The 24,026-nt window shown below is 70.7% G+C and carries 24 protein-coding genes; 16 read left to right on the top strand and 8 right to left on the bottom strand.

What is annotated here, in order from left to right; all coding sequences use genetic code 11:
- Window positions 1-54: 54 nt before the first annotated feature.
- The 8 genes from ACFYX0_RS24190 (at window position 55) to ACFYX0_RS24155 (ending at window position 8,636) form a co-directional block, all read left to right on the top strand.
- The gene (locus ACFYX0_RS24190) at window positions 55-996 is read left to right on the top strand and encodes a 5-dehydro-4-deoxyglucarate dehydratase (RefSeq protein ID WP_388973020.1); all 942 of its coding nucleotides are present in this window, start codon (window positions 55-57) and stop codon (window positions 994-996) included.
- Window positions 993-2,177: a hypothetical protein gene (locus ACFYX0_RS24185; protein WP_388973018.1), complete on the top strand. Its 1,185-nt coding sequence runs from the start codon at window positions 993-995 to the stop codon at window positions 2,175-2,177. Before ACFYX0_RS24190 ends, ACFYX0_RS24185 begins: the two co-directional genes overlap by 4 nt.
- 134 nt (window positions 2,178-2,311) lie before the next feature.
- On the top strand, window positions 2,312-2,713 hold the full coding sequence (locus ACFYX0_RS24180; protein WP_388973016.1) for a DUF6010 family protein: 402 nt from the start codon (window positions 2,312-2,314) through the stop codon (window positions 2,711-2,713).
- A gap of 113 nt (window positions 2,714-2,826) precedes the next feature.
- A complete protein-coding gene (locus tag ACFYX0_RS24175; RefSeq protein WP_388973014.1) occupies window positions 2,827-3,489 on the top strand; it encodes a GntR family transcriptional regulator in 663 nt (220 codons plus the stop codon).
- On the top strand, window positions 3,486-4,394 hold the full coding sequence (locus ACFYX0_RS24170) for a dihydrodipicolinate synthase family protein (protein ID WP_388973012.1): 909 nt from the start codon (window positions 3,486-3,488) through the stop codon (window positions 4,392-4,394). Before ACFYX0_RS24175 ends, ACFYX0_RS24170 begins: the two co-directional genes overlap by 4 nt.
- Window positions 4,391-6,124: an L-arabinonate dehydratase gene (gene araD / locus ACFYX0_RS24165; RefSeq protein WP_388973010.1), complete on the top strand. Its 1,734-nt coding sequence runs from the start codon at window positions 4,391-4,393 to the stop codon at window positions 6,122-6,124. Before ACFYX0_RS24170 ends, araD begins: the two co-directional genes overlap by 4 nt.
- Before the next feature lie 74 nt (window positions 6,125-6,198).
- Window positions 6,199-6,993 carry an HAD family acid phosphatase gene (locus tag ACFYX0_RS24160; RefSeq protein ID WP_388973008.1) on the top strand — a complete coding sequence of 265 codons (795 nt, stop codon included), beginning with the start codon at window positions 6,199-6,201 and terminating at the stop codon, window positions 6,991-6,993.
- A 191-nt stretch (window positions 6,994-7,184) separates the two neighbouring features.
- Window positions 7,185-8,636, top strand: a complete 1,452-nt coding sequence (locus ACFYX0_RS24155; protein ID WP_388973006.1) for an NCS2 family permease — start codon at window positions 7,185-7,187, stop codon at window positions 8,634-8,636.
- A 43-nt stretch (window positions 8,637-8,679) separates the two neighbouring features.
- Here ACFYX0_RS24155 and ACFYX0_RS24150 read toward each other — a convergent pair whose 3' ends face one another.
- The 3 genes from ACFYX0_RS24150 to ACFYX0_RS24140 form a co-directional block, all read right to left on the bottom strand.
- A complete protein-coding gene (locus ACFYX0_RS24150) occupies window positions 8,680-10,137 on the bottom strand; it encodes a peptidoglycan D,D-transpeptidase FtsI family protein (protein WP_388973004.1) in 1,458 nt (485 codons plus the stop codon).
- Between the two features lie 119 nt (window positions 10,138-10,256).
- Window positions 10,257-10,730, bottom strand: a complete 474-nt coding sequence (locus ACFYX0_RS24145; RefSeq protein ID WP_355903963.1) for a GNAT family N-acetyltransferase — start codon at window positions 10,728-10,730, stop codon at window positions 10,257-10,259.
- Between the two features lie 19 nt (window positions 10,731-10,749).
- Window positions 10,750-11,523, bottom strand: a complete 774-nt coding sequence (locus ACFYX0_RS24140) for an IclR family transcriptional regulator (protein ID WP_311700487.1) — start codon at window positions 11,521-11,523, stop codon at window positions 10,750-10,752.
- A gap of 141 nt (window positions 11,524-11,664) precedes the next feature.
- Here ACFYX0_RS24140 and ACFYX0_RS24135 point away from each other — a divergent pair, with 141 nt between their 5' ends.
- The 5 genes from ACFYX0_RS24135 to ACFYX0_RS24115 all read left to right on the top strand — a co-directional run bounded on the left by ACFYX0_RS24135 (window position 11,665) and on the right by ACFYX0_RS24115 (window position 16,432).
- Complete coding sequence (locus ACFYX0_RS24135; protein ID WP_388973002.1) at window positions 11,665-13,194, top strand: aldehyde dehydrogenase (NADP(+)); 1,530 nt, start codon at window positions 11,665-11,667, stop codon at window positions 13,192-13,194.
- Window positions 13,195-13,291: 97 nt separating this feature from the next.
- Complete coding sequence (locus tag ACFYX0_RS24130) at window positions 13,292-13,897, top strand: DUF1349 domain-containing protein (RefSeq protein WP_388973000.1); 606 nt, start codon at window positions 13,292-13,294, stop codon at window positions 13,895-13,897.
- 88 nt (window positions 13,898-13,985) lie between these two features.
- Window positions 13,986-14,489: a GNAT family N-acetyltransferase gene (locus ACFYX0_RS24125; protein WP_355903343.1), complete on the top strand. Its 504-nt coding sequence runs from the start codon at window positions 13,986-13,988 to the stop codon at window positions 14,487-14,489.
- Window positions 14,490-14,566: 77 nt separating this feature from the next.
- The gene (locus tag ACFYX0_RS24120; RefSeq protein WP_388972998.1) at window positions 14,567-15,283 is read left to right on the top strand and encodes a DsbA family oxidoreductase; all 717 of its coding nucleotides are present in this window, start codon (window positions 14,567-14,569) and stop codon (window positions 15,281-15,283) included.
- Window positions 15,284-15,382: 99 nt separating this feature from the next.
- Window positions 15,383-16,432, top strand: coding sequence for an aminotransferase class V-fold PLP-dependent enzyme (locus ACFYX0_RS24115; RefSeq protein ID WP_388972996.1), 1,050 nt, complete (start codon window positions 15,383-15,385; stop codon window positions 16,430-16,432).
- A gap of 72 nt (window positions 16,433-16,504) precedes the next feature.
- Here the strand turns inward: ACFYX0_RS24115 and thpD are convergent, their stop codons facing one another.
- The 5 genes from thpD to ACFYX0_RS24090 all read right to left on the bottom strand — a co-directional run bounded on the left by thpD (window position 16,505) and on the right by ACFYX0_RS24090 (window position 21,295).
- Window positions 16,505-17,398: an ectoine hydroxylase gene (gene thpD, locus ACFYX0_RS24110; protein ID WP_388972995.1), complete on the bottom strand. Its 894-nt coding sequence runs from the start codon at window positions 17,396-17,398 to the stop codon at window positions 16,505-16,507.
- 1 nt (window position 17,399) lies between these two features.
- Window positions 17,400-17,798 carry an ectoine synthase gene (locus ACFYX0_RS24105; RefSeq protein WP_388972994.1) on the bottom strand — a complete coding sequence of 133 codons (399 nt, stop codon included), beginning with the start codon at window positions 17,796-17,798 and terminating at the stop codon, window positions 17,400-17,402.
- A gap of 20 nt (window positions 17,799-17,818) precedes the next feature.
- Window positions 17,819-19,090 (bottom strand): diaminobutyrate--2-oxoglutarate transaminase, encoded by a 1,272-nt coding sequence (gene ectB, locus ACFYX0_RS24100; protein ID WP_388972993.1) that lies wholly within the window; start codon window positions 19,088-19,090, stop codon window positions 17,819-17,821.
- Window positions 19,091-19,198: 108 nt separating this feature from the next.
- Window positions 19,199-19,741 (bottom strand): diaminobutyrate acetyltransferase, encoded by a 543-nt coding sequence (ectA, locus tag ACFYX0_RS24095; RefSeq protein WP_388972992.1) that lies wholly within the window; start codon window positions 19,739-19,741, stop codon window positions 19,199-19,201.
- Window positions 19,742-20,188: 447 nt separating this feature from the next.
- Window positions 20,189-21,295, bottom strand: coding sequence for a pyridoxal-phosphate-dependent aminotransferase family protein (locus ACFYX0_RS24090; RefSeq protein ID WP_388973062.1), 1,107 nt, complete (start codon window positions 21,293-21,295; stop codon window positions 20,189-20,191).
- Between the two features lie 229 nt (window positions 21,296-21,524).
- Here ACFYX0_RS24090 and ACFYX0_RS24085 point away from each other — a divergent pair, with 229 nt between their 5' ends.
- From ACFYX0_RS24085 to ACFYX0_RS24075, 3 genes are read left to right on the top strand one after another with little or no spacing between them, the layout of a single operon-like run.
- Entirely contained in the window at window positions 21,525-22,373 is an 849-nt protein-coding gene (locus tag ACFYX0_RS24085; RefSeq protein WP_388972991.1) for a transporter substrate-binding domain-containing protein, read from the top strand.
- A complete protein-coding gene (locus ACFYX0_RS24080; RefSeq protein WP_355903325.1) occupies window positions 22,370-23,215 on the top strand; it encodes an amino acid ABC transporter permease in 846 nt (281 codons plus the stop codon). The genes ACFYX0_RS24085 and ACFYX0_RS24080 overlap by 4 nt, the downstream gene beginning before the upstream one ends.
- Complete coding sequence (locus ACFYX0_RS24075) at window positions 23,212-24,021, top strand: amino acid ABC transporter ATP-binding protein (RefSeq protein WP_388972990.1); 810 nt, start codon at window positions 23,212-23,214, stop codon at window positions 24,019-24,021. The genes ACFYX0_RS24080 and ACFYX0_RS24075 overlap by 4 nt, the downstream gene beginning before the upstream one ends.
- Window positions 24,022-24,026 lie beyond the last annotated feature (5 nt).

Raw genomic sequence — 24,026 nt, 5'->3', positions numbered from 1 at the left:
ACATGCACTGATGTGGACCGGTCCGTGTGTCAGCGCCTGTCCAAGGGAGAGCCCGTGACGTCAGCCCCTCTCGCCGCTCGACTCAGCATCCCCAGCGGGCCGCTGTTCTTCCCCGTGACCGCCTACGGGCCCGACGGCTTCCTCGCGCTGGACGCCTATCGCGCGCATGTGCGCAAGGGGGTGGAGGCGGGTGCCGCCGCCGTCTTCGCCTGCTGCGGCACCGGCGAGTTCCACGCGCTCACGCCCGAGGAGTTCGAGCAGTGCGTACGGGCCGCCGTCGAGGCGGCCGACGGGCGGGTGCCGGTCGTAGCGGGCGCCGGATACGGGACCGCGCTCGCGGTGCGCTACGCCCGGCTCGCCGAGGAGGCCGGGGCCGACGGACTGCTCGCCATGCCGCCCTACCTGGTGGTCGCCGGTCAGGAGGGCCTGCTGCGGCACTACCGGGAACTGGCCGCGGCGACCCCGCTGCCGGTCGTCGTCTACCAGCGCGACAACGCGGTCTTCACCCCGGAGACGGTGGTCGAACTGGCCCGCACGGACGGCATCATCGGCTTCAAGGACGGACTCGGCGACCTGGACCTGATGCAGCGCATCGTCAGCGCCGTACGGACCGAGGCCCCCGGTGACTTCCTCTACTTCAACGGTCTGCCGACCGCCGAGCAGACCCAGCTCGCCTACCGCGGCATCGGCATCACGCTGTACTCCTCCGCCGTGTTCTGCTTCGTGCCGGAGATCGCCCTCGCCTTCCACAAGGCGCTCAACGCCGGCGACGACACCACCGTCCACCGCCTTCTCGACGGCTTCTACCGCCCGTTCGTCGAACTGCGCGCGGAGGGCCGTGGCTACGCCGTCTCGCTCGTCAAGGCGGGCGTCCGGCTGGGCGGCCTCGACGTCGGCGAGGTACGGCCGCCGCTGCACGAGCCGGCGCCGGAGCACGTCGAACGGCTCGCCCGCCTCATCGACCGGGGCCACGTACTGCTGCGGGAGGGCATGTGAGGACGTCGGCGTTCCTCTACCCCTGGGACGTCGTCGGGGACCCGGAGGCGGCCGGCCGCGTCGCCGCGCTCGGCGTACGCCAGGCGACCCTCGCGTCCGCGTACCACTCCACGCGCGCGCTCACGCCCCGCCACCCGCGCCACCGCGTCGTGACGGCCCGCCACGCCGCCGTGCTCTATCCGCCGGACGGGCGCTGGGACGGCCGCGAGCTGCGGCCCTACCAGGCCGGGGACTGGGCCCCGGGCGACGCGTTCGGCGAGGCGGCGAAGGCGCTCACCGACGCCGGCCTGGAGGTGCACTCCTGGGTGGTCCTCGCCCACAACTCCCGCCTCGGTGAGGAGCATCCGGACACCTCGGTCGTCAACGCCCACGGCGACCGCTACCCCTGGGCTCCCTGCATCGCACAGCCCGCCACGCGCGCGTACCTCGTGGACCTCGCCGCCGAGGCGGCCGTGCGGCCGGGCGTCAGGGGCACCGAACTGGAGTCGCTCGGCTGGTACGGCCTCGCGCATCTGCACGCCCACGACAAGATCGGCGGGGTGGGGCTCGGGGAGGCCGGGCAGTACCTGATGTCGCTGTGCTTCTGCGCCGTGTGCCGTAGGGGCTACGCGGCGCGGGGCCTGGACGCCGACGAGCTGGCGGCGGCGGTACGGGCCGCCCTGGAGCCGCTGTGGCGCGGTGCGTCCGCCGCCGGCGGCGAGGGCGGGGCCGGGGCAGGCTGGGCGGAGATCGAGAAGCTCCTGGGCGAGGACCGGGCGTCCGCCACGCGCGCGTGGCGCGACGACACCGCCCGCAGCCTCCAGGAGGCGGCCGTGGCGGCGGTCCGCGCGGCCGCACCGGACGGCTTCCAGGTGCTGCTGCACGCGGACCCGGTGTCGTACCACTGCGGGGCGAACGCCGGCGTGGACCCCGCGCACATCCTGTCCGTCGCGGACGGGGTGGTCGTGCCCTGCACGGGCGGCCCGGGCCCGCTGACGCCGTTCGCGGAGCAGCGCCGGGCGGACGCCGTCCTCGCGGCCAACTTCACCGTGGTCTCCGGCATGGGCGGCAGCCCGGCGACCCTGGAGCGGGACGCTCGGGCGGCGGTGGAGCGGGGTGCCACGCACCTGCGGCTCTATCACGCCGGGCTGGCCTCCGACGGCGACCTGGAGGCCGTACGGAAGGCGCTCGCCGCGCTCTGACCCGGCCCGACGGGAACCCGTTGGAACCTGTCGGTGATGCCCCTGGGGTGTGCGGGCGCGCGGTCCTAGCGTGGGTGTCCGTTCCCGCGCCGGCCGGCCGCGCAGCCCGTAGCACTCCAGGAAGAGGCACCCCCATGGAGTACGTCATGCCGGTCGTCATCGGCGTCCTCTACGCGCTCCTGAACTCCCTGCTCCGCGAACCGCACCGACGGCGGGTCAACGCGCTGATGATCGCCGGGGCGGGCGCCGTCTACATCAGCGGCGGAGGGCTCGGGGGCTGGGAGTTCCCGTTCACCGCGCTTCTCACCTACGTCGCCTACCGGGGCCTTGAGCCCTGGACCTTCATCGGCATCGGCTGGCTGCTACACACCGCGTGGGACATCGTGCACCACTTCAAGGGCAGCCCCATCATCCCCTTCGCCCACAGCTCGTCGCTGGGCTGCGCGATCTGTGACCCGGTGATCGCCCTGTGGTGCCTGCGCGGCGGACCCTCGCTGCGCGAACCCGTCCGCGGCGGGCGGACCGCCGCCCCCTGAACGACTCCTCATGACAGGGGCATTGACGGAGCATCGGCACACGCCTACCGTCGTCACGCCGTACTTCATACGTCATATATGAGACGCGATACGCGACATACGAGAGGCGCGCGATGACCTCTGTGCCCACCCCGATCCCCTCCCGCACCCAGTTCGTGCTGGAGGGGATCAAGCACCGCATCCTCACCGGCCGGCTCACGCCCGGCCAGGCGCTGGTGGAGACCGAACTCGCCGTGCAGTACGGGGTGTCCAAGACCCCCGTGCGCGAGGCGCTGAAGACCCTGGCCGGAACCGGGCTCGTCGTGATGAGCCAGTACAAGGGCGTCACGGTGCGCACGGTGGACGCCGACATGGCCCGCGAGGTCTACGACGTCCGGCTGCTGCTGGAGCCGGAGGCGCTGCGCCGGACGGTGCGCCGGGGCGCCCCGCTGGACGCCGCACTGGACGCGCTGCACCGGGCGGACGCGGCCGCCGACACCGCCGAACGCTCCCTGGCCAACAGGGAGTTCCACCGCGCCCTGTACGCACCGTGCGGCAACCCGCTGCTCGGCCGGATGCTCGACGAGGTCCGCGACCAGGCCGCCCTCGTCTCCGCCGTCGCCTGGGCCGCCGACCCCTCCTGGCAGCGGGAGGCCGCCGAGCACCGGCGGATCCTGCGGCTGGCCCTGGAGGGCGACGCCGAGGGAGCGGCCACCGCCCTGCACGCCCATATCGCCTCGTTCGTCCGACGGGCCTTCCCCGAGGCCGGGGCCCAGGGAGAGGACGGTCCGGCATGACGACCACGTTCACCACCCGGCGCGCGGCCCTGGCCGGCGTGGTGGCGATCCCGGTGACCCCGTTCGCCGAGGACGGCTCCGTGGACCGGGACGCCCATCGCACCCTGCTGCGCCGGCTGCTCGACGCCGGGATCACCACCGTGACCCCGGGCGGCAACACCGGTGAGTTCTACGCCCTCACCGCAGAGGAACGGCGCCTGGTCACGGAACTGACCATGGCGGAGGCGGGGGAACGGGCCGAGGTCCTCGTCGGAGTGGGGCACGACGTGCCCACCGCGGTCGCCTCCGCCCGGCACGCCCGCGAGATGGGCGCGTCGATGGTGATGGTGCACCAGCCCGTCCACCCCTACCTCGCGCCCGGCGGCTGGGTGGACTACCACCGGGCCGTCGCCGAGGCCGTGCCCGAGCTGGGCGTGGTCCCCTACATCCGTGCCGCGCAACTGCCCGGCGCCCGGCTCGCCGAGCTGGCCGACCACTGCCCGAACGTCATCGGCGCGAAGTACGCCGTCCCCGACGCCGTCCGCTTCGCCGCCTTCGCCCGGGACGCCGGGCTGGAGCGCTTCACCTGGGTGGCTGGCCTCGCCGAGCCGTACGCGCCCTCGTACTTCTCGGCCGGCGCGGGCGGATTCACCTCCGGGCTCGTGAACGTCGCCCCGGCCCTCTCCCTCGCCATGCTCGACGCGCTGCGGTCCGGTGACCACCCGGGCGCCATGAAGGTCTGGGAGCGGATCCGCCGCTTCGAGGAACTGCGTGCCGCGAACGGCTCCGCCGACAACGTCAGCGTAGTCAAGGAGGCCCTCGCCTCGCTCGGACTGTGCCGCCGCGATGTGCGCCCGCCGAGCACACCGCTGCCCGAGGAGACGCGCGCCGAGGTCGCCGCCATCGTCGCCGGGTGGCCGGTATGAGCCCTTCGAGGAGGCGCCCGGAGGACCTCCGAAGCCACCAGTGGTACGGCACGGACGGGCTGCGCTCCTTCAGCCACCGGGCCCGCACCCGTCAGCTCGGCTATCTGCCCGAGGAGCACCTCGGCAAGCCCGTCGTCGCGATCCTCAACACCTGGTCCGACATCAACCCCTGTCACGTCCACCTCCGCGAGCGCGCGCAGGCCGTGAAGCGGGGAGTGTGGCAGGCGGGCGGCTTCCCGCTGGAGTTCCCGGTCGCCACACTCAGCGAGACCTTCCAGAAGCCGACCCCGATGCTCTACCGCAATCTGCTCGCGATGGAGACCGAGGAACTGCTGCGGTCCTACCCGGTCGACGGGGTCGTGCTGATGGGCGGCTGCGACAAGTCCACGCCCGCCCTCCTGATGGGCGCCGCCTCCGTCGACCTGCCCACGGTCCTCGTGCCGGCCGGTCCCATGCTGCCCGGCCACTGGCGGGGCGAGGCCCTCGGCTCCGGCACCGACATGTGGAAGTACTGGGACGACAAGCGCGCCGGCCTGCTCGGCGACTGCGAGATGGCGGAGCTGGAGAGCGGACTCGCGCGGTCGCCGGGGCACTGCATGACCATGGGGACGGCCTCGACGCTGACGGCCGCCGCCGAGGCGCTCGGCGTCACCGTGCCCGGCGCGTCCAGCATCCCGGCCGTCGACTCCGGCCATGAGCGGATGGCCGCACGGGCCGGGACGACGATCGTGGAACTGGTCCACCGGGACCGGAGGCTGAGCCGGATCCTGACCCGCGAGGCCTTCGAGGACGCGGTCACCACCGTCCTGGGGCTCGGCGGGTCGACCAACGCCGTGATCCATCTGATCGCCATGGCGGGCCGCGCCGGGGTCCGGCTCGCCCTCGACGACTTCGACCGCATCGCCCGTACGGTCCCGGTGCTCGCCAACGTCCGCCCGGGCGGCCGCATCCATCTGATGGAGGACTTCCACTTCGCCGGCGGGCTGCCCGGGTTCCTCTCCCGCATCCCGGACCTGCTGCACCTGGACCGGCCGACCGTGTCGCACGACACCCTGCGCGAACAGATCGCCGGTGCGCGGGTGCATGACGACGACGTCATCCGGCCCCGGGACAACCCGGTCGCGAGCGAGGGCGGGGTGGCCGTGCTGCGCGGCAACCTCTGCCCGGACGGCGCCGTCATCAAGCACATCGCCGCCGAGCCACGGCTGCTCCGGCACACCGGACCCGCGGTCGTCTTCGACGACTACCGGACCATGCAGCGGACCATCGACGACCCCTCCCTCGGCATCACCGCCGACAGCGTGCTGGTGCTGCGCAACGCCGGCCCCAAGGGCGGCCCGGGAATGCCCGAGTACGGCATGCTGCCCATCCCGGGCCATCTGCTCAGACAGGGGGTGCGGGACATGGTGCGGATCTCCGACGCCCGGATGAGTGGCACCAGTTACGGCGCGTGTGTGCTGCACGTGGCCCCTGAGTCGTATGTCGGGGGACCCCTGGCGCTGGTGCGCACGGGGGACTCGATCACCCTGGACGTCGAGGCACGCACCCTGCGGCTCGACGTGGACGACGCGGAGCTGGAGCGCCGCAGGGCACGGTGGACGCCGCCGCCCGAGCGGTACGAGCGGGGCTACGGCGCGCTCTACGCCGACCAGATCACCCAGGCGGACACCGGATGCGACTTCGCGTTCCTGGCGCGGCCCGGCAACGTGCCCGATCCGTACGCGGGGTGAATACCCCTCACGGAAGGTATCGATCGCGCAACGGACCTCGCGCTCGTAGGGATGACGCGCGTAGAACTCCTGTCATGCATAAGTCACTTCGCATCGCGGCCCTCGTTGCCGCCTGTGCCGTCGCCGGCGGGGCCCTGTACGGTGCCGGCGCGGCCACCGCCGGTCAGTCGACGGCGAACTCCACCCACGAGCCGTACAACATCGGGCTCCTGGTCAAGGACATCGACACCTACTACGGGGCCACGCTCGACAGCAACGGCGTCTACCAGGCGTCCGCCGACAGCCCGTACGCCAAGGACCTGGCGCACATCGAGTCGTCCGCGGAGCGCTACATCGACAGGGCGGCCCGCAAGGCGCACCGCCACGGCGAGAAGCCCGCGGTCGTGTTCGACATCGACGACACGCTGCTGCTCAGCCTCGACTACGAGAAGAAGACCAACTACACGTACAACTCGGCCACCTGGGCCGCGTACGTGGGCAAGGCCGACCGCCCGGCCGTCCCCGGCACCCCGGAACTCGTCCGGTACGCCGAGTCCAAGGGCGTCGAGGTCTTCTACAACTCGGGTCTGACGGAGGCCCAGCGCTCCGCCGCGGTCGAGAACCTGAAGAAGGTCGGCGCCGACGTCAACCTCGACGCCGCCCACATGTTCCTCAAGGACGCGGCCAACCCGCCGTCGTACCTGAAGGACTGCGCCGCCCCGGGCAGCTGGAAGTGCACGACCGTCCAGTACAAGTCCGGCACGCGCGGGCACATCGAGGACCTCGGGTACGACATCATCGCCAACTTCGGCGACCAGTACTCGGACCTCGACGGGGGCCACGCCGACCGCACGTACAAGCTGCCGAACCCGACGTACTTCGTCAGCTAGTTCTCCGGCTCGCCTCGGCGAACGCCCCCGCCGCTCACCGGCGGGGGCGTTCTTGCTCTCCGGCCGAGGCTGAGGGATCGCCCGGCCACCCGCGTCGATTCCGTAACACGCCGAAAACCTGAAACCGATGCTCCGAGGGAACAATCCAGCCAACATCCGCACCGGTTCACCAGGCAACGAGGAGTGTCGTCATGTCCGACGGACAGCAGGTGGCCGAACAGTCGAACGCAGCGCCCCCCGAAGGGAACGCTGTCGACCGGTTCTTCAGAATCTCGGAACGGGGCTCCACCTTCGGCCGTGAGATACGCGGCGGCTTCGCCACGTTCTTCACCATGGCCTACATACTCGTGCTGAACCCGATCATCCTCGGGAGCGGCAAGGACAAGTTCGGGCACCATCTGGACGCGGGCCAACTGGTCACCGCGACCGCCCTGGTCGCCTGTGTGATGACCGTCATCATGGGCGTCGGCGGCAATCTGCCGCTCGCCATCGCCGCCGGCCTCGGTCTCAACGCCGTCGTCGCCTTCCAGATCGCCCCGCTGATGAGCTGGCCCGACGCCATGGGCCTGGTGGTCATCGAGGGTGTGCTGATCTGTGTGCTGGTCGTCACCGGGCTCCGGGAGGCGATCATGAACGCGATCCCCCAGCAGCTCAAACAGGCCATCGGTGTCGGCATCGGCCTCTTCATCGCCTTCATCGGCTTCGTGGACGCCGGGTTCGTCAGCCGTATCCCGGACGCCGCCGACACCACGGTGCCGGTGCAGCTGGGTGCCGTCGGACGGCTGACCGGCTGGCCCGTGCTGGTGTTCTGCCTCGGTGTGCTGCTGACCATCGCCCTGCTCGCCCGCAAGGTCAAGGGCGCGATCCTGATCAGCATCGTGACCATGACGGTCGTCGCCGTCGTCATCGACTCCGCGGCGGACATCAAGAGCTGGGGCCTGACCACCCCGAAGGTGCCCGACACGATCGTGGCCACTCCCGACTTCGGGCTCCTCGGTCACTTCAGCCTGTTCGGCGCCTTCGGGAAGGCCGGGGCGCTCACCGTCGTCCTGCTGGTCTTCACCCTGATCCTGTCGGACTTCTTCGACGCGATGGGCACCATCGTCGGCATCAGCGCGGAGGCGGGGCTGCTCGACGAGAACGGCACGGTCCCGGGCATCGGCCGGGTCCTGTTCATCGACGGCGCCGCCGCGGTGGCCGGCGGTGTCGCCTCCGGCTCGTCCAACACCGCCTACATCGAGTCCGCCGCCGGCGTCGGCGAGGGCGCCCGCACCGGCTTCGCCAATCTGATCACCGGCGGCCTCTTCGGGCTCGCGCTCTTCCTCACCCCGCTGCTGACGATCGTGCCGCTCCAGGCGGCGGCACCCGCCCTGATCGCCGTGGGCTTTCTGATGATGACGCACGTCAAGCACATCGACTGGGACCGGTACGAGATCGCCGTCCCGGCCTTCCTGACCATCGCCGCCATGCCGTTCACGTACTCGATCACCGACGGCATCGGTGCCGGGTTCCTGTCGTACGTCGTCGTCAAGACGGTCCTCGGCAAGGCCAAGGAGGTCAACTGGCTGCTGTGGGGAGTGTCGGCGCTGTTCCTCGTGTACTTCGCGATCGATCCGGTGGAGCAGCTGCTGGGTGTCAGGTGAGACGGGTGGGACGGCCCCCGGCCGGGACCGTCCCACCGGAGTCCTACTTCTTGAGCGCCGCCTGCATCATGGCCCTGGCGACCGGCGCCGCCAGCCCGTTGCCGCTGACCTCCGAGCGGGCCGCGTCCGACTGCTCGACCAGCACCGCGACGGCGACCTCCTTGCCGTTCGTGTCGGACTTGGCGTACGACGTGAACCAGGCGTACGGCGTCTTGCTGTTGTTCTCGCCATGCTGGGCCGTACCCGTCTTGCCGCCCACCGTCGCGCCCGGGATCCGGGCGTTCGTGCCGGTGCCCTGCTCGACGACCGTCTGCATCGCGGACTGCAGCTGCCTGGCGGTCGACGAGCTGATGATCCGCCGGTTCCCCGGGTCGTCGTCGTAGTTCTTGAGCGCATCGTCACTGCTGTCGGTGATCTGCGCGACCAGGTGCGGCGAGACCAGCTTTCCATCGTTGGCTATCGCCGCCGACACCATGGCCATCTGCAACGGGGTGGCCGTGACATCGAACTGCCCGATGCCCGACAGGGCTGTCTGCGCCTGGTCCATGCCCTTGGGGTACACGCTCGGATACGCCCGCACCGGCACGTCCTGCTGGTCGTCGTCGAAGCCGAACTTGTCGGCCATCGCGCGGACCTTGTCCTGGCCGAGGTCGACGGCCATCTTGCCGAAGACGTTGTTGCACGAGTAGCGCAGGGCGACCTGGATCGAGGCGTCGGCACACGGGGCGGCGGGGTTCTCGTTCGCCAGGGGGTGGGTCGAACCCGGCAGCCGGTAGGGGTTCGGGCTGTCCGTCCTCTGGTCCACCGAGGAGTACAGCCCGTCCTCCAGCGCGGCCGCCGCGACGACCAGCTTGAACGTCGAGCCCGGCGGCAGCGGCTGGCGCAGCGCACGGTTGGTGAGGGGCTTGTCCGGGTCGCTGGTCAGCTGCTTCCAGGCCGCTCCGGCGGTGTTGGCGTCGGTGAGCGAGGACGGGTCGTAGGACGGGGTCGACACGACCGCGAGGAGCCGGCCGGTGGCGGGGTCGATCGCGACGGCCGCGCCCTTCTTGTCGCCCAGCGTCCGGTAGGCCGCTTTCTGGACGTCTGGGTCGATGGTCGTCACCACGTTGCCCGGGTCGGCCCGTTTGTCGGTGACCGTGTCCAGGACGGTCTTGAGGCGGGTGTCCGTGCCGTTGAGCACGTCCTGGTAGATGCCCTCCAGCTGGGTCGGCGCGTAACTCTGCGAGGCATAGCCCGTCACCGCCGCGTACAGCTTGCCGTCCGTGTAGGTGCGTCGGTACGCGAGGTCACTGCCGTGGGTCCGCGTCGAGCCCGTGACCGACCGGCCGCCCACGATGATGTTTCCGAGCGGCCCCGCGTAGGTCTGGATCGCGTTCCGCCGGTTGTTCTTGTCGTCTGCAAGCGCCTTGCCGTCGTAGAACTGCACCCACGTGGCCCTGAGCATCAGAGAGACCACGAGGAGCAGCGCGAAGACGGATGCGCGTCTGATCGTCTTGTTCATCTCGCCCGGAAGACGAACAGGATCGGGTGGCACGTTCCCTTCCGCCCGGTTTTTTCATCGGGACTTCATCAAGGGACCGGCCCTCACCCCTTCGGAACAAGGGGCCGGTCCGCACGTCCTCACGCCTTCAGAACGAGGACGATCTCCTCGATCTCCTCCCCGCGGGCGTGGGCGTACCCCCTGGCCCGGGCCGTCTCCTCGAAGCCGCACTTGCCGAGGACCCGGGCGGAGGCCACGTTGTCGGCGGCGGCACGGGCGTACAGCGGACGCTCCGGGATCTCCTCCAGCAGCATCCGCAGGGCGGCCGTCGCGATGCCCCGGCCCCACAGGGCGCGGTCGATCCAGTACGTCACCTCGCGCTCGCCCGGCTCGCCGTACACCGCCGCCGTGCCCACCACGTCACCGTCCGCCAGGACCGTGCGCACATCGACGTCACCGGAGTCCCGCAGCCGTGCCCAGTGGGCGTCGAAGCCGGACCGGTCGGCCGGGTCCTCGGGGGTGAACGCGGCCATCCGGAGCGCCACGGGGTCGTTCAGCTGCCGATAGAAGACCGGTAGATCGCTGTCGTGGACCTCGCGCAGCACGACCTCCATGTCGCAGCCTCCGCGCATGTCACAGCCTCCGCGTCGCCAGCGTCAGCCGGTCCCGGGCGTCGAACAGAGCGTCCTTGATCATCTGTTCGTGCGCCGGGGTCAGCCGGGCCACGGGCACCGAGCAGCTGATCGCGTCGCGGGCCGGGGTGCGATAGGGGATGGCGACCCCGAAGCAGCGCAGCCCGAGCGTGTTCTCCTCGCGGTCGACCGCGTAGCCCTGCTCACGGACCTGGTGCAGCTCCTCGATGAGCTTCTCACGGTCCGTGATGGTGTGCTCGGTCAGCGCGGGGAGCGTCTCGGGGAGCATCTTGCGCACCTGCTCGTCCGGGTAGGTGCTCAGCAGCGCCTTGCCCAGGGAGGTCGAGTGGGCGGGCAGCCGGCGGCCGACCCGGGTGAACGGGCGCAGATAGTGCTGCGACTGGCGGGTCGCGAGGTACACCACGTTCGTGCCGTCCAGCCGCGCCAGGTGGATCGTCTCCGTCGTGTCGTCCGACAGCCGGTCCAGGGTGGGACGGGCCGCCGCCACCACCTCGTCGCCGTCGATGTACGACGTGCCCACCAGCAGCGCCCGCACCCCGATGCCGTAGCGCGTGCCGGTCGCGTCCGTCTCCACCCAGCCCAGCTCCACGAGCGTGCGCAGCAGCATGTAGAGGCTGGACTTCGGATAGCCCACCGCCTCCTGCACCGCGGCCAGGGAGTGCATTCCGGGGCGTCCGGCGAAATATTCGAGCAACTCGACCGTCCGCACCGCGGACTTGACCTGTGCTCCGCCGCCTGTCTCGCCTGCCGACATCGCCCTTGACCCCTTCGTTCGACGGGAAGCCGGAGATATAGTCTCCGAGCAGCATATTCATCATCAGAGACAGCGTTCAGTATATCGAACGCCGCTGATGGCTGACGGACGAACTGCGGCATGACAACTGGAGGACCCGCCGTGGCAGCAGCACCAGTCTGGAGCGTCGACCCCCGAACCGGGAAGCAGCGGGAACAGGTTGCGATCGAGGCCACCGCCGAGGCGGTGGACGCCGCCGTCCGCGCGGCCCACGCCGCACGAGGAGCCCTCGCCGACCGCACGGTCCGAGCCGCCTTTCTGCGCACCGCGGCCGATCGGTTGCAGGCCGCGGGGGACCGGCTCGTCGAGACCGCCGACGCCGAGAGCGCGCTCGGGCCGACCCGCCTCACCGGGGAACTCGCCCGCACCTGCTACCAGTTGCGGGCCTTCGCGGACATCGTCGACGAGGGCGCCTTCCTCGACGTGATCATCAACCACCCCGACGACACCGCGACCCCGCCGATCCCCGACCTGCGCCGCTACAAGGTCCCCCTCGGCGTCGTGGCCGTCTACTCCGCCTCCAACTTCCCCTTCGCCTTCTCGGTCGCCGGCGGGGACACCGCGAGCGCGCTGGCCGCCGGCTGCCCGGTGGTCGTCAAGGCCCACCCGGACCACCCGGCCCTGTCCGAGCAGGTCGCGGCGGCCCTGCGCGAGGCCGCCGCCGAGCACGGCATCCCGGAGGGTGCCATCGGGCTCGTGCACGGCTTCGAGGCGGGTGTCGAGCTGGTCGGGCATCCACTGGTGGCGGCGGCCGGGTTCACCGGGTCCGTGCGCGGCGGCCGGGCGCTCTTCGACGCGGCGGCCGCGCGCCCCGTGCCTATCCCGTTCCACGGCGAACTGGGGTCGCTCAACCCGGTCCTGGTCACCGAGGCGGCGGCCGCCGAGCGCGCCGAGGCGATCGGGGCGGGACTCGCGGGCTCCATGACCCTGGGCGTCGGTCAGTTCTGTGTGAAGCCCGGTCTGGTCCTCGCCCCCACGGGCGCGGCGGGCGACCGGCTGGTGAAGTCCCTGACGGAGGCCGTCGGCGGCGCCGGGGCCGGAGTCCTGCTGGACCACCGTATGCGGGACAACTTCCTCAGCGGCATCGCCGAGCGCGCCGGACTGCCGGACGTGGAGACCCCGGTGACGCCGGGCGCGGGCGGCGAGCACACGGTGAGCCCGGGATTCCTGACCGTGGCGGCCGAGAAGCTGACCGCCGAGGGCGCCTACGACCTGCTGCTGGAGGAGTGCTTCGGGCCGGTCACCGTGGTGGCCCGGTACGAGGACGACGCCGAGGCGCACACCGTGCTGTCCCGTCTGCCCGGCAACCTCACGGCGACCGTGCATCTGTCCACGCAGGAGGCCGCCGGTGAGGGACGCGGCGCGGAGATCCTCGCGGAGCTGACCCCGCTCGCGGGCCGTGTCCTGGTGAACGGCTGGCCCACCGGGGTGGCGGTGGCGCCCGCCCAGCACCACGGCGGCCCCTACCCCGCGACGACCTCCACCTCCACCTCGGTCGGCGGCACGGCGATCGAGCGCTGGATGCGGCCGGTCGCGTACCAGGGCGCCCCCGAGGCGCTGCTTCCGCCGGAGCTGCGGGACGACAACCCGCTGGGGCTGCCCCGGCGGTTCGACGGGCGGCTGGAGCGCTGACCGGTCTCGGACGGGTGGGGCGTGCGCGGTCCTCCGCGTGGCGCCCCGCCTTCCCGAAAGGACGAGCTCCCCGTCAGGACCTGGGAGACTTCCGCCCATGGACCTCGAACTTCCCGAACTCCCCTTCCTGCTGCGCACCTATGGGCCCAGTGGCAACTGGTCCTACGAGGACGGGGTCCTCACCGGCTGGGCGGGGGCCCGGCAGGATCGTTTCGTTCCGCCCACCGGTGAGGGACTGGACCCGGCCTCGGACGCGCCCCGGCTGCTCGGCGCGCCCGAGGGCGACTTCCAGCTGATCGCCCGGGTCACCGTCGGCTTCAACGCGTCCTTCGACGCGGGCGTCCTCTATGTGCATGTGCGGGAACGGGCGTGGGCCAAGCTGTGCCTGGAGTACTCGCCGGACGTGCCCACGGTCTGCACCGTGGTGACGCGAGGCCACTCCGACGACGCGAACTCCTTCACCGTGGAGGGCAGTTCGGTGTGGCTCCGGGTCAGCCGCACGGGCCGGGCGTTCGCCTTCCACGCCTCCCGGGACGGGCGGCGGTGGACGTTCGTCAGGCTGTTCACCCTGGCGGAGGAGAAGGAGACGGGTGCGGCCCTGGTGGGTTTCATGACGCAGTCGCCGGTGGGGGAGGGGTGCGTGGTCACCTTCGACCACCTGGAATACCGGGACTCCTGGCCGGAGAGCCTGCGGGACGGTTGATGACGCGCCGCGCCCCTCGAGGGTGGGCCGGCCGGTGGACGGTGACCCGGCGTGGAACCTTCCCCGGCCGCGGCACGTCCTCCGTTGCATGATCGAAGACCGTGTGACCGGACGCCGGGTGATCCGTACCGCGCTGTCCGCCGACACGCAGGCCGTCGCCGCACTGCACGCACGGGCCCGGGCGACGTACTACCCGGACGGACTGCCGCAGGACGGCATCGACTGGCCCGCGGCCTGGCTGAGCGCCGTCCGGCGGACGGACGGCCAGGTGCTGTGCTCCGTGGAACAGGGCCGTATCGTCGCCGTCGCCTCCTTCCGCATCCCGGAGGGCTCTCCCGCGCGGACCGTCAAGCTCTTCCAGTTCCATGTCGACCCCGACCACTGGCGCCGGGGCATCGGCAGTGAACTGCACGCGGCCTGCGTCGAGGCGTGGCAGGCGGACGGCAGGCGCACGGCCGTCCTCGACGTGCACGTGGACAACCGGCGCGCCCAGGCCTTCTACGCCCGCCACGGCTGGCTCCCCGACCCGGAGAACCCGCCCGCCGAGGGCGACCACCACCTGTTCCTCCGCTACGCCGTGCCAGGGGAATGAAAGTGGACGCTTGAACGTTCACTTACGTTCGCGGGGGAGGTCTCCGCGGCCGTACGACCTGGAGAGAAGCCGAAGACATGCGCGTGGAGATCTGGTCCGACATCGCTTGCCCCTGGTGTTATGTCGGAAAAGCCCGCTTCGAGAAGGCGCTCCAGGCCTTCCCCCACCGCGACGAGGTCGAGGTGGTGCACCGTTCCTTCGAACTGGATCCGCACCGCGCCAAGGACGACGTCCAGCCGGTTCTCACGATGCTGTCCAAGAAGTACGGCATGAGCCAGGCGCAGGCGCAGGCCGGCGAGGACAACCTGGGCGCGCAGGCCGCCGCCGAGGGCCTTGAGTACCGCACCACCGGCCGTGACCACGGCAACACCTTCGACATGCACCGGCTGCTGCACCTCGCCAAGGAGCGGGGCCGGCAGGACGAGCTGATCCAGATCCTGTACCGGGCGAACTTCGCCGAGGAGCGCTCCGTCTTCTCCGAGGGCGACGAGCGGCTGGTGGAGCTGGCCTTGGAGGCCGGACTCGACACCGAGGACGTCCACCGGGTGCTCGCCGACCCCACCGCCTACGCGGACGACGTGCGCGCCGACGAGCGCGAGGCCGCCGAGCTGGGCGCGAACGGTGTGCCGTTCTTCGTCCTGGACCGCAAGTACGGCGTCTCCGGTGCCCAGCCCACCGAGCTCTTCGCCCAGGCGCTCACCCAGGCCTGGGGCGAGCGCTCCCCGCTTCGGCTGATCGAGGACGGCGGAGCGGAGGCCTGCGGCCCGGACGGGTGCGCGGTTCCGCAGAGCTGAGCGAAGACGCAGGTCACGGCGGTCGCATAAGCGTTCCTTCGGGGAACTGCGTAGGAATCCGCGATGGACTGTGACTTCCCTGGGCCGCAGAGTGGTCCCATGGAGACCTTCGAGACCCTCGTCCGGACCGAGTTCGCCCCGAAGAACACCTATCTGAACACCGCGAGCACCGGGCTGCTGCCCGCCCGCACGGTGGCCGCCATGCACACCGCCGTGGAGTCGTCGGCCGCCGGGCAGCCGACCGACATGTTCGCCGACGTGGAGGCCACCCGCGCCTCCTTCGCCCGGCTGGCCGGGGTCCCCGCCGGCCGGGTGGCGGCCGGGGCCTCGGTCGCCGTCTACACCGGCCTGATCGCCGCCTCGCTGCCCGAGGGGGCCGAGGTGCTCACCGCCGAGGGCGACTTCAGCTCCGTGGTGAACCCCTTCCACGTCCGCCGCGATCTGAAGGTGCGCAGTGTGCCCCTGGAGCAGATCGCCGAGGCCGTGCGGCCCGGCACGGCGCTGGTCGCCGTGAGCGCCGCCCAGTCGGCGGATGGCCGGATCGCGGACCTGCCCGCGATCCGCGCCGCGGCCCGGGAACACGGGGCGCGCACGTACATCGACGCGTCGCAGGCCGCCGGCTGGCTGGACCTCGACGCGGGCGCGCACGACTACGTCGCCGCCGTCGCCTTCAAGTGGCTGCTGTGCCCGCGGGGCGTGGCCTTCCTGGTCGTCCCGGAGGACCTCGGCGGCCTCAGCCCGCTGTTCGCCGGCTGGGTCGCGGGGGAGCATCCCTGGGACAGCTGCTACGGCCCGATCGACGAACTCGCCCACTCCGCCCGGCGGTTCGACGAGAGCCCCGCGCTCTTCTCCTACGCCGGCGCCCGCCGCTCCCTCGAACTCCTGGAGGAACTCGGGGTGGACGCCGTACGCGCCCATGACCTCGCCCTCGCCGAGCGCTTCCGCACCGGCCTCGGCTCGCTCGGCCATGAGCCGCTCCCCGCGCCGGCCTCCCCGATCGTCTCCGTACCGGGACTCGGCCGGAGGCAGGGCGAGTTGAGCGGGAAGGGGATCGAGGTCTCCGACCGCGCGGGCAATCTGCGCGCCGCCTTCCACCTGTACAACACGCCGGAGGACGTCGACCGGCTGCTGACGGCGCTGGCCGGATGAGAACCGGGCCGTGGCCTCCCGTCCCACACGAGGAGGCCCCGGCCCGGCGGTCAGAGCGGCGCGGACATCGGTTCAGCGCACCGGAGTGAAGTCCCGAGCGCCGATGAACTCGGGACGTCGCACCGGTGCCGCGAACGGCTCCACCGCCGCGTTCTCCACGCTGTTGAACACGATGAAGACGTTGCTGCGCGGGAACGGGGTGATGTTGTCCCCCGAGCCGTGCATGCAGTTGCAGTCGAACCAGGTCGTCGAACCGGCCTTGCCCGTGAACAGCTTGATGCCGTACCGGCCCGCCATCTCGGTGAGCGCCTCGTCGGAGGGCGTGCCCGCGTCCTGCATCTGCAGCGACTTCTTGTAGTTGTCCTTCGGCGTGGCCCCGGCGCACCCCAGGAACGTCCGGTGCGAGCCCGGCATGATCATGAGGCCGCCGTTGGTGTCGTGGTTCTCGGTCAGGGCGATCGAGACGGACACCGTCCGCATGTTCGGCAGACCGTCCTCGGCGTGCCAGGTCTCGAAGTCGGAGTGCCAGTAGAAGCCGCTGGCGCCGAAGCCCGGCTTGACGTTGATCCGCGACTGGTGGACGTACACGTCCGAGCCGAGGATCTGCCGTGCCCGCCCGACCACGCGCTCGTCGCGGACCAGCCGCGCGAACACCTCGCTGATCCGGTGGACCTCGAAGACGGACCGGATCTCCTTCGACTTCGGCTCCACGATCGACCGCTCGTCGGCGCGGATCGCCGGGTCGGTGACGAGCCGCTCCAGCTCCCGGTGGTAGACCTCAACCTCGTCCGGGGTGATCAGCTGGTCGACGGCGAGGAAGCCGTCACGCTCGTACGCCTGGAGGTCGGTGGTCGAGGCCGGGCCGGGCGTGTCGGGGGAGCCCCAGAGGACCGGGTCCTGACGGGGGACGGACACCTCGGTGGTGCCGCGGCTGGGGTACAGATCGGTGATGGTGGTCACGGTCACTTCACACCTCCTCGGTCAGCAGCGGGTAGACGCCGTTCTCGTCGTGGTCCTCCCGTCCGGTGACGGGAGGGTTGAACACGCAGATGCAGCGGAAGTCCTCCTTGACGCGCAGCGTGTGCCGCTCGTGTCCGTCGAGGAGGTACATGGTGCCGGGAGTGATCGAGTACGACTTCCCGGTCTCGTGGTCGGTGAGTTCGGCCTCCCCCTCGACGCACACGACGGCCTCGACGTGGTTGGCGTACCACATCGACGTCTCCGTGCCCGCGTACAGGACCGTCTCGTGGACGGAGAAGCCGACCCGCTCCTTGGCGAGGACGATGCGCTTGCTCTCCCAGGTCCCGGACGCCGCCTTCACATGCCGGTCGGTGCCTTCGATGTCCTTGAACGAGCGGACGATCACGGTGGTGTTCTTCCTTCTTGCTAGACGGTTTCCCGGACGGCGCGGGCGAGGACGCTCATGCCCTCGTCCAGTTCCTCCGGGCTGATGGTGAGGGCGGGCAGCAGCTTGGCGACCTCGCTCTCGGGGCCCGAGGTCTCCACGAGCAGCCCGAGCTCGAAGGCGCGGTGCGCGACCCGCCCGGCGCGCTGCTTGTCGTGGAACTCCAGGCCCCACACCAGCCCGCGCCCGCGGTACTCCTTGACGTCGGCGAGGTTCTCCTCGGTGATCGAGATCAGCCACTGCTCGATCTGCTCGCCGCGCGCCCGGGTCTGCTTCTCCATGGCGGATCCGTCGGCCCAGTACGTCTCCAGGGTGGCGGTGGCCGTCACGAAGGCGGGGTTGTTCCCGCGGAACGTGCCGTTGTGCTCGCCCGGCTCCCAGACGTCCAGCTCGGGCTTGAACAGGCACAGCGACATGGGCAGCCCGTAGCCGCTGATGGACTTGGACACGGTGACGATGTCCGGCACGATCCCGGCCTCCTCGAAGGAGAAGAAGGCGCCGGTACGGCCGCAGCCCATCTGGATGTCGTCGACGATCAGCAGCATGTCCCGGCGTGCGCACAGATCGGCGAGCCCCCGCAGCCACTCGGGCCGGGCCACGTTGATGCCGCCCTCGCCCTGCACGGTCTCGACGATCACGGCGGCCGGGCGGTTGAGCCCCGAGCCCTGGTCCTCCAGCAGCCGCTCGAACCACAGGAAGTCCGGGACCCTGCCGTCCAGGTAGTGGTCGAAGGGCATGGGGGTCCCGTGCACCAGCGGGATCCCGGCCCCGGCGCGCTTGAAGGCGTTGCCGGTGACGGCCAGGGAGCCCAGGGACATCCCGTGGAAGGCGTTGGTGAAGGACACGATGGCCTCGCGCCCCTTCACCTTCCGGGCCAGTTTGAGGGCGGACTCGACCGCGTTGGTGCCCGTGGGCCCCGGGAACATGACCTTGTACGGCAGATCGCGGGGGCGCAGCACGAGGTCCTGGAACGTCTGGAGGAACGACCGTTTGGCGACGGTGGACATGTCCAGACCGTGGGTGACGCCGTCCCGCTCCAGGTAGTCGATCAACGCCCGTTTGAGGACGGGGTTGTTGTGGCCGTAATTGAGGGAGCCCGCGCCGGCGAAGAAGTCCAGGTACTCGCGGCCGTCCTCGTCGTACATACGGCTGCCCTGCGCGCGGTCGAAGACGGTGGGCCAGCCGCGGCAGTAGCTGCGCACCTCCGACTCGAGAGTCTCGAAGACACTGAGGTCCGGCTGGGTGATGGTCACGGCGAAATCGCTCCTCGTGCGTGGGGGGGGAGGGAGTGTGTCCGGGGAGTGGGGTGTGCGGAGTACAGGGCCCGGGGCACCGGTGGGCGGTCCGGGATCGTGACGGAGTCAGACGGAGAGGGGACCGATGCGGTAGAGCACCTCGGGGTCGTGGGGTCCGTCGGGGAACTGGCCCCTCTCGAAGAGGACCTCCGTCTCGACGGCCGCCCCGTGGCGCCGGGCGTACGAGCTGAACAGGCGCTCGGAGGCGGTGTTGCCCGGGGTGATCGTCGTCTCGATCGCGGTGACCCCGTGCTCGGCCGCGACCCGTTCCGTCAGCCCGTCCAGCAGCCGTGCCGCGAGTCCGCGCCCGCGCTGGCCGGCGTCCACCGCCACCTGCCACACCAGAAGGGTGCGCGGGCGGTCGGGCCGGAGGTAGGCGGTGACGAAGCCGACCGGGCGGCCGTCGGGGCCGCTGCGTGCCACGGCCGAGGTGCCGGCGAAGTCACGGCACCACAGCAGATAGCTGTAGGAGGAGTTCAGGTCGAGTTGTCCGGAGTCCCTGGCGATGCGCCAGAGCGCGGCCCCGTCCGCCACCTCCGGACGGTCGATCCGGGGCTCCTCCGGCTTTTCCAGAAATTCCGCTTTCAGGGCTGCTTGTGCGGCGGTCATGCCGTTGGAACTTACCCAGTGAAATGGAAAATTGCATCGCCGAATGCGGTTACGGACGGGAGGCGCATGTGTTATCACGCGGGCGCGTGCGGGCGTGCGAGATCGAGGGTGTTTTTGCCCGGTATGTTCGGAAAATACCGGGACGAAAAGGGTGGCATGTGGAGTCGGTCACACCCATGTAATCATCACGGGATCTGCTCGAATTGTGCCGCTCTGCGTTCGCAGAATCTTCGCGTTTAGGTTCGGGAAGAGCGGGCAGAAGAATGCTGGGTTCTATCTTCGCGTGAATTCGATAATTGCGCGTAAGGATTCCGGGTGCAATGCCTATTCGGTTCGCGTCGTCCGGGGGAGGCGACATACTCGGGAAAACGCGCCTCCGTTCCGTGCCCCCTCGCTCGGGGAGGGGGCACGGAACGGAGGTGGATACGGGAGGCGTGCCGTCCGTCGTCAGTCCTGCGGCCAGGCCTCGGCCGCCGCCTGCCGGGCCGCCGCCAGGTCCACCGCGGCCCCGGACTCGCGCAGCGCGGCCCCCAGTGCGGCCAGGCTCGCCCGGACGACCTCGGGCGTCGCGTCGGCCCCGTAGTGGTTGACCCGGATCATCTCCTTCGCCAGCGCGCCCCCGCCCGCGGCCAGTGGTAGCGCGGGCTCCGCCCTGAGTGCCGCGGCGACCAGCTCCGACGCCACCACCCCGGACGGGGTCCGCAGCGTCGTGGCGACCGGCGCCGCCTCCGCGTCCTGGTGCACGAACGGCTCCAGGCCCCCGCCCAGCGCCAGCGCGCCGGCCCGGGTGGCCGTGGCGGCGGACCGGTGCCGGGCCGTCACGGCGTCCAGACCCTCCGTCTCGATCCGCTCGACGCACGCCTCCAGGGCCAGCATCTCCAGCTGGGCGGGCGCGTGCAGCAGCGCGGTGCGGCCGCCGTCGATCCAGCGCTCCTTCCAGTCCAGGAGCGACAGATACGAGCGGCGCGGTGCCCCCGGGTTCGCCGCCATCCGGGCCCACGCCCGCTCGCTCACCGACACCGCCGAGACTCCGGCGGGCCCGCCCATGGCCTTCTGCGCCCCGATGACGCACAGGTCCACGCCCCAGGCGTCCGGCAGCACCGGCTCCGCGCCGATGGACGCGACGGCGTCCAGATAGAACAGTGCGCCGTGCTCCCGCACCACCGCGCCGATCTCCTCGACCGGGTTGGTGTTGCCGGTGGCCGCCTCCGCGTGCACCAGCGACACGAAGTCGATCTCCGGGTGCTCGGCGAGGGCGTCCCGGACCTGCGCCGCCGTGACCGCCGTGTGGAACGGCACGGCCAGGTCGTGCACGGTCGCCCCGCAGTCCCGCAGCCAGTTGCCGAAGGTCTGCCCGTAGGGGCCGGTGATCACGTTCAGCGCCGTGGTGCCGGGACCGGCGCATCCGCGGATCGCGCCCTCCAGCGGCAGCAGTGCCTCGCCCTGCATGATCACGACGTTCTGCTCGGTGGACATGAGCCGTGCCACACGGTCCTCGATCGAGGCGAAGCGGTCGGCGCTCAGCGGAGGGAGGTCCAGGAAGGGGTGCGTCACGGCGGTGCTCTCTTCGGTCACGGGTGGATCGCGGTGTGGATCACCAGAGGGATCACGGGGTAGATCGCGGAGTGGACGAGTCGAGCGTACCGGCGGGTCTTTCACCCTTTCGGCTGGTTGGTTCTTAGGTCGAACGACCCTGGAACCATCGCTTTAATTTGAGAGACCCAAACTTCTCCTTATAATCGGAACCCGCACATCACCCCACACCCCCTCAGAGAGGTCCCCCGTGAAGACGCTCCCCGGGCGCCGGGCCCGCTTCCTGGCCGCCATCACCGCGACGGCCGGCGCCGTGCTCGTGGCCGGCTGCACCTCGAGCGGCAGCGGCGGCGCAGGCAAGTCGGCCGCCGGCGGGGTCGACCTCGTCAAGGCGGGTCAGATCACCACCTGCACGCACCTGCCGTACCCGCCCTTCCAGTCGGAGATCAACGGCAAGGTGCAGGGCTTCGACGTCTCGCTGATCGACCTGGTCGCCAAGGACCTCGGGGTGAAGCAGCAGATCCTCGACACGCCCTTCGAGAACTTCAAGACCGGCGCGTTCCTCAACTCCGGCGAGTGCGACCTGGCCGCGGCCGGTATGACCATCACCGCCGAGCGCAAGAAGAACGTCGACTTCTCCGACCCGTACTTCGACGCCACCCAGGCAGTCCTGGTCGACAAGAAGAGCGGCATCAGCTCGCTGGCCGACCTGAAGGCCAAGGGCAAGAAGCTCGGCACCCAGGCCCAGACCACGGGTGAGGACTACGCCAGGAAGCAGGGCTTCGACCCCATCTCCTTCGAGTCCTCCGACGCCGTCATCAACGGTCTGCGCACCGGCCAGGTACAGGCCGTCATCATCGACTACCCGGTCGTCCAGGGCTGGCTCAAGGACAAGGCCAACGCGGACGCCTTCAAGGTGGTCGACAACCTCAACACCGGTGAGCAGTACGGCTTCACGGTGAAGAAGGGCAACAAGAAGCTCCTCGCCGCCGTGAACAAGGCGATCGCCGACGCCAAGGCCGACGGCACGTACAAGAAGCTGTACGAGCAGTGGATCGGCCCGTACACCCCGTCCGCCGCCTCGCCGTCGGCCTCATGAGCGACACCACGGACACGGCCGTCCCGACCGTCGCGCCGCGCAGGACGGGCCTGGGCCGGCGCCAGAAGCGCAGGCTCTCGCGCGGCCTGCAGTACACCGTCTTCGTCGCCGCCGTGATCGCTCTGGCGGTCTCGGCGGACTGGGGGCGGCTGCAGAACCAGTTCGCGCAGGCGGACATCGCGAAGCAGATGTTCCCCGACGTCATCACGCTGGCGTTGAAGAACACCGTGCTCTACACCCTGTCCGGCTTCGTCGTCGGCCTGGTGCTCGGCATGGTCATCGCGCTCATGCGGCTGTCGTCCGTGGGTCCCTACCGGTGGGTCGCCGGCATCTACATCGAGATCTTCCGCGGTCTGCCCGCCCTGTTGATCTTCATCTTCGTGGGTGTCGCCGTGCCGCTGGCCTTCCCCGGAACGGAGATCGTCGGCGGCACCTACGGCAAGGTGGCCCTCGCGCTCGGCCTGGTGTCGGCGGCCTATATGGCGGAGACCATCCGCGCGGGCATCCAGGCGGTGCCCAAGGGGCAGATGGAGGCGGCCCGTTCGCTGGGCTTCTCGCCCGCCCGGGCCATGGTCTCGATCATCATTCCCCAGGCGTTCCGGATCATCCTGCCGCCGCTGACCAACGAGCTGGTCCTGCTCTTCAAGGACTCCTCGCTGGTGCTGTTCCTCGGCGTCACCCTGGAGGAGCGCGAACTGTCCAAGTTCGGCCGCGACCTGGCCAGCCAGACCGCCAACTCCACCCCGATCCTGGTGGCCGGCCTGTGCTACCTGCTGGTCACGATCCCGCTCGGCTTCGTCGTACGCCGTATGGAGGCCAAGGCCCAGGAGGCCGTGAAGTGAGCCCTACCCCAGAGATCCGGATCCAGGACCTGTACAAGTCCTTCGGCGACAACGAGGTGCTGCGCGGCATCGACCTGGAGATCGGCCAGGGCGAGGTGGTCTGCGTCATCGGCCCGTCCGGCTCCGGCAAGTCCACCCTGCTGCGCTGTGTGAACCTCCTGGAGGAGCCCACGCGGGGGCAGGTCTTCGTCGGGGGCACCGAGCTGACCGACCCCGACGTGGACATCGACGCCGCACGCCGCCGCATCGGCATGGTGTTCCAGCAGTTCAACCTGTTCCCGCACCTCACGGTGACCGAGAACCTCGCCCTGCCGCAGCGCCGCGTCCTCAAGCGGGACAAGGCGCAGGCCGCGCGGATCGCCGCCGAGAACCTGCGGCGCGTGGGCCTCGCCGAGAAGGCGGACGCCTACCCCTCCTCCCTCTCCGGCGGCCAGCAGCAGCGCGTGGCGATCGCCCGCGCGCTCGCCATGGGCCCCGAGGTGATGCTCTTCGACGAGCCGACCTCCGCGCTCGACCCCGAGCTGGTGGGCGACGTGCTCGCCGTGATGCGGATGCTCGCGCACGAGGGCATGACGATGATGGTCGTCACCCACGAGATGTCCTTCGCCCGGGAGGTCGCCGACCGGGTCGTGTTCATGGACGGCGGTGTGGTCGTCGAGGACGGCACCCCGGACCAGGTCATCGGCGCCCCCCGGCACGAGCGCACCCGCCACTTCCTGGCCCGGCTGCTCGACCCCGCGATGGCCGAGGTGGAGGAAGGGATCTCCGGCCGGGGGATCTCCGACCGGGCCGGTGGGAAGGCCTGACGGGC

It is taken from the genome of Streptomyces sp. NPDC002573 (assembly GCF_042889625.1).
Lineage (GTDB): Bacteria > Actinomycetota > Actinomycetes > Streptomycetales > Streptomycetaceae > Streptomyces > Streptomyces gibsoniae.
Note: the sequence above shows the minus strand (reverse complement) of the source record. Positions and strands in the feature narration are given on the sequence as shown.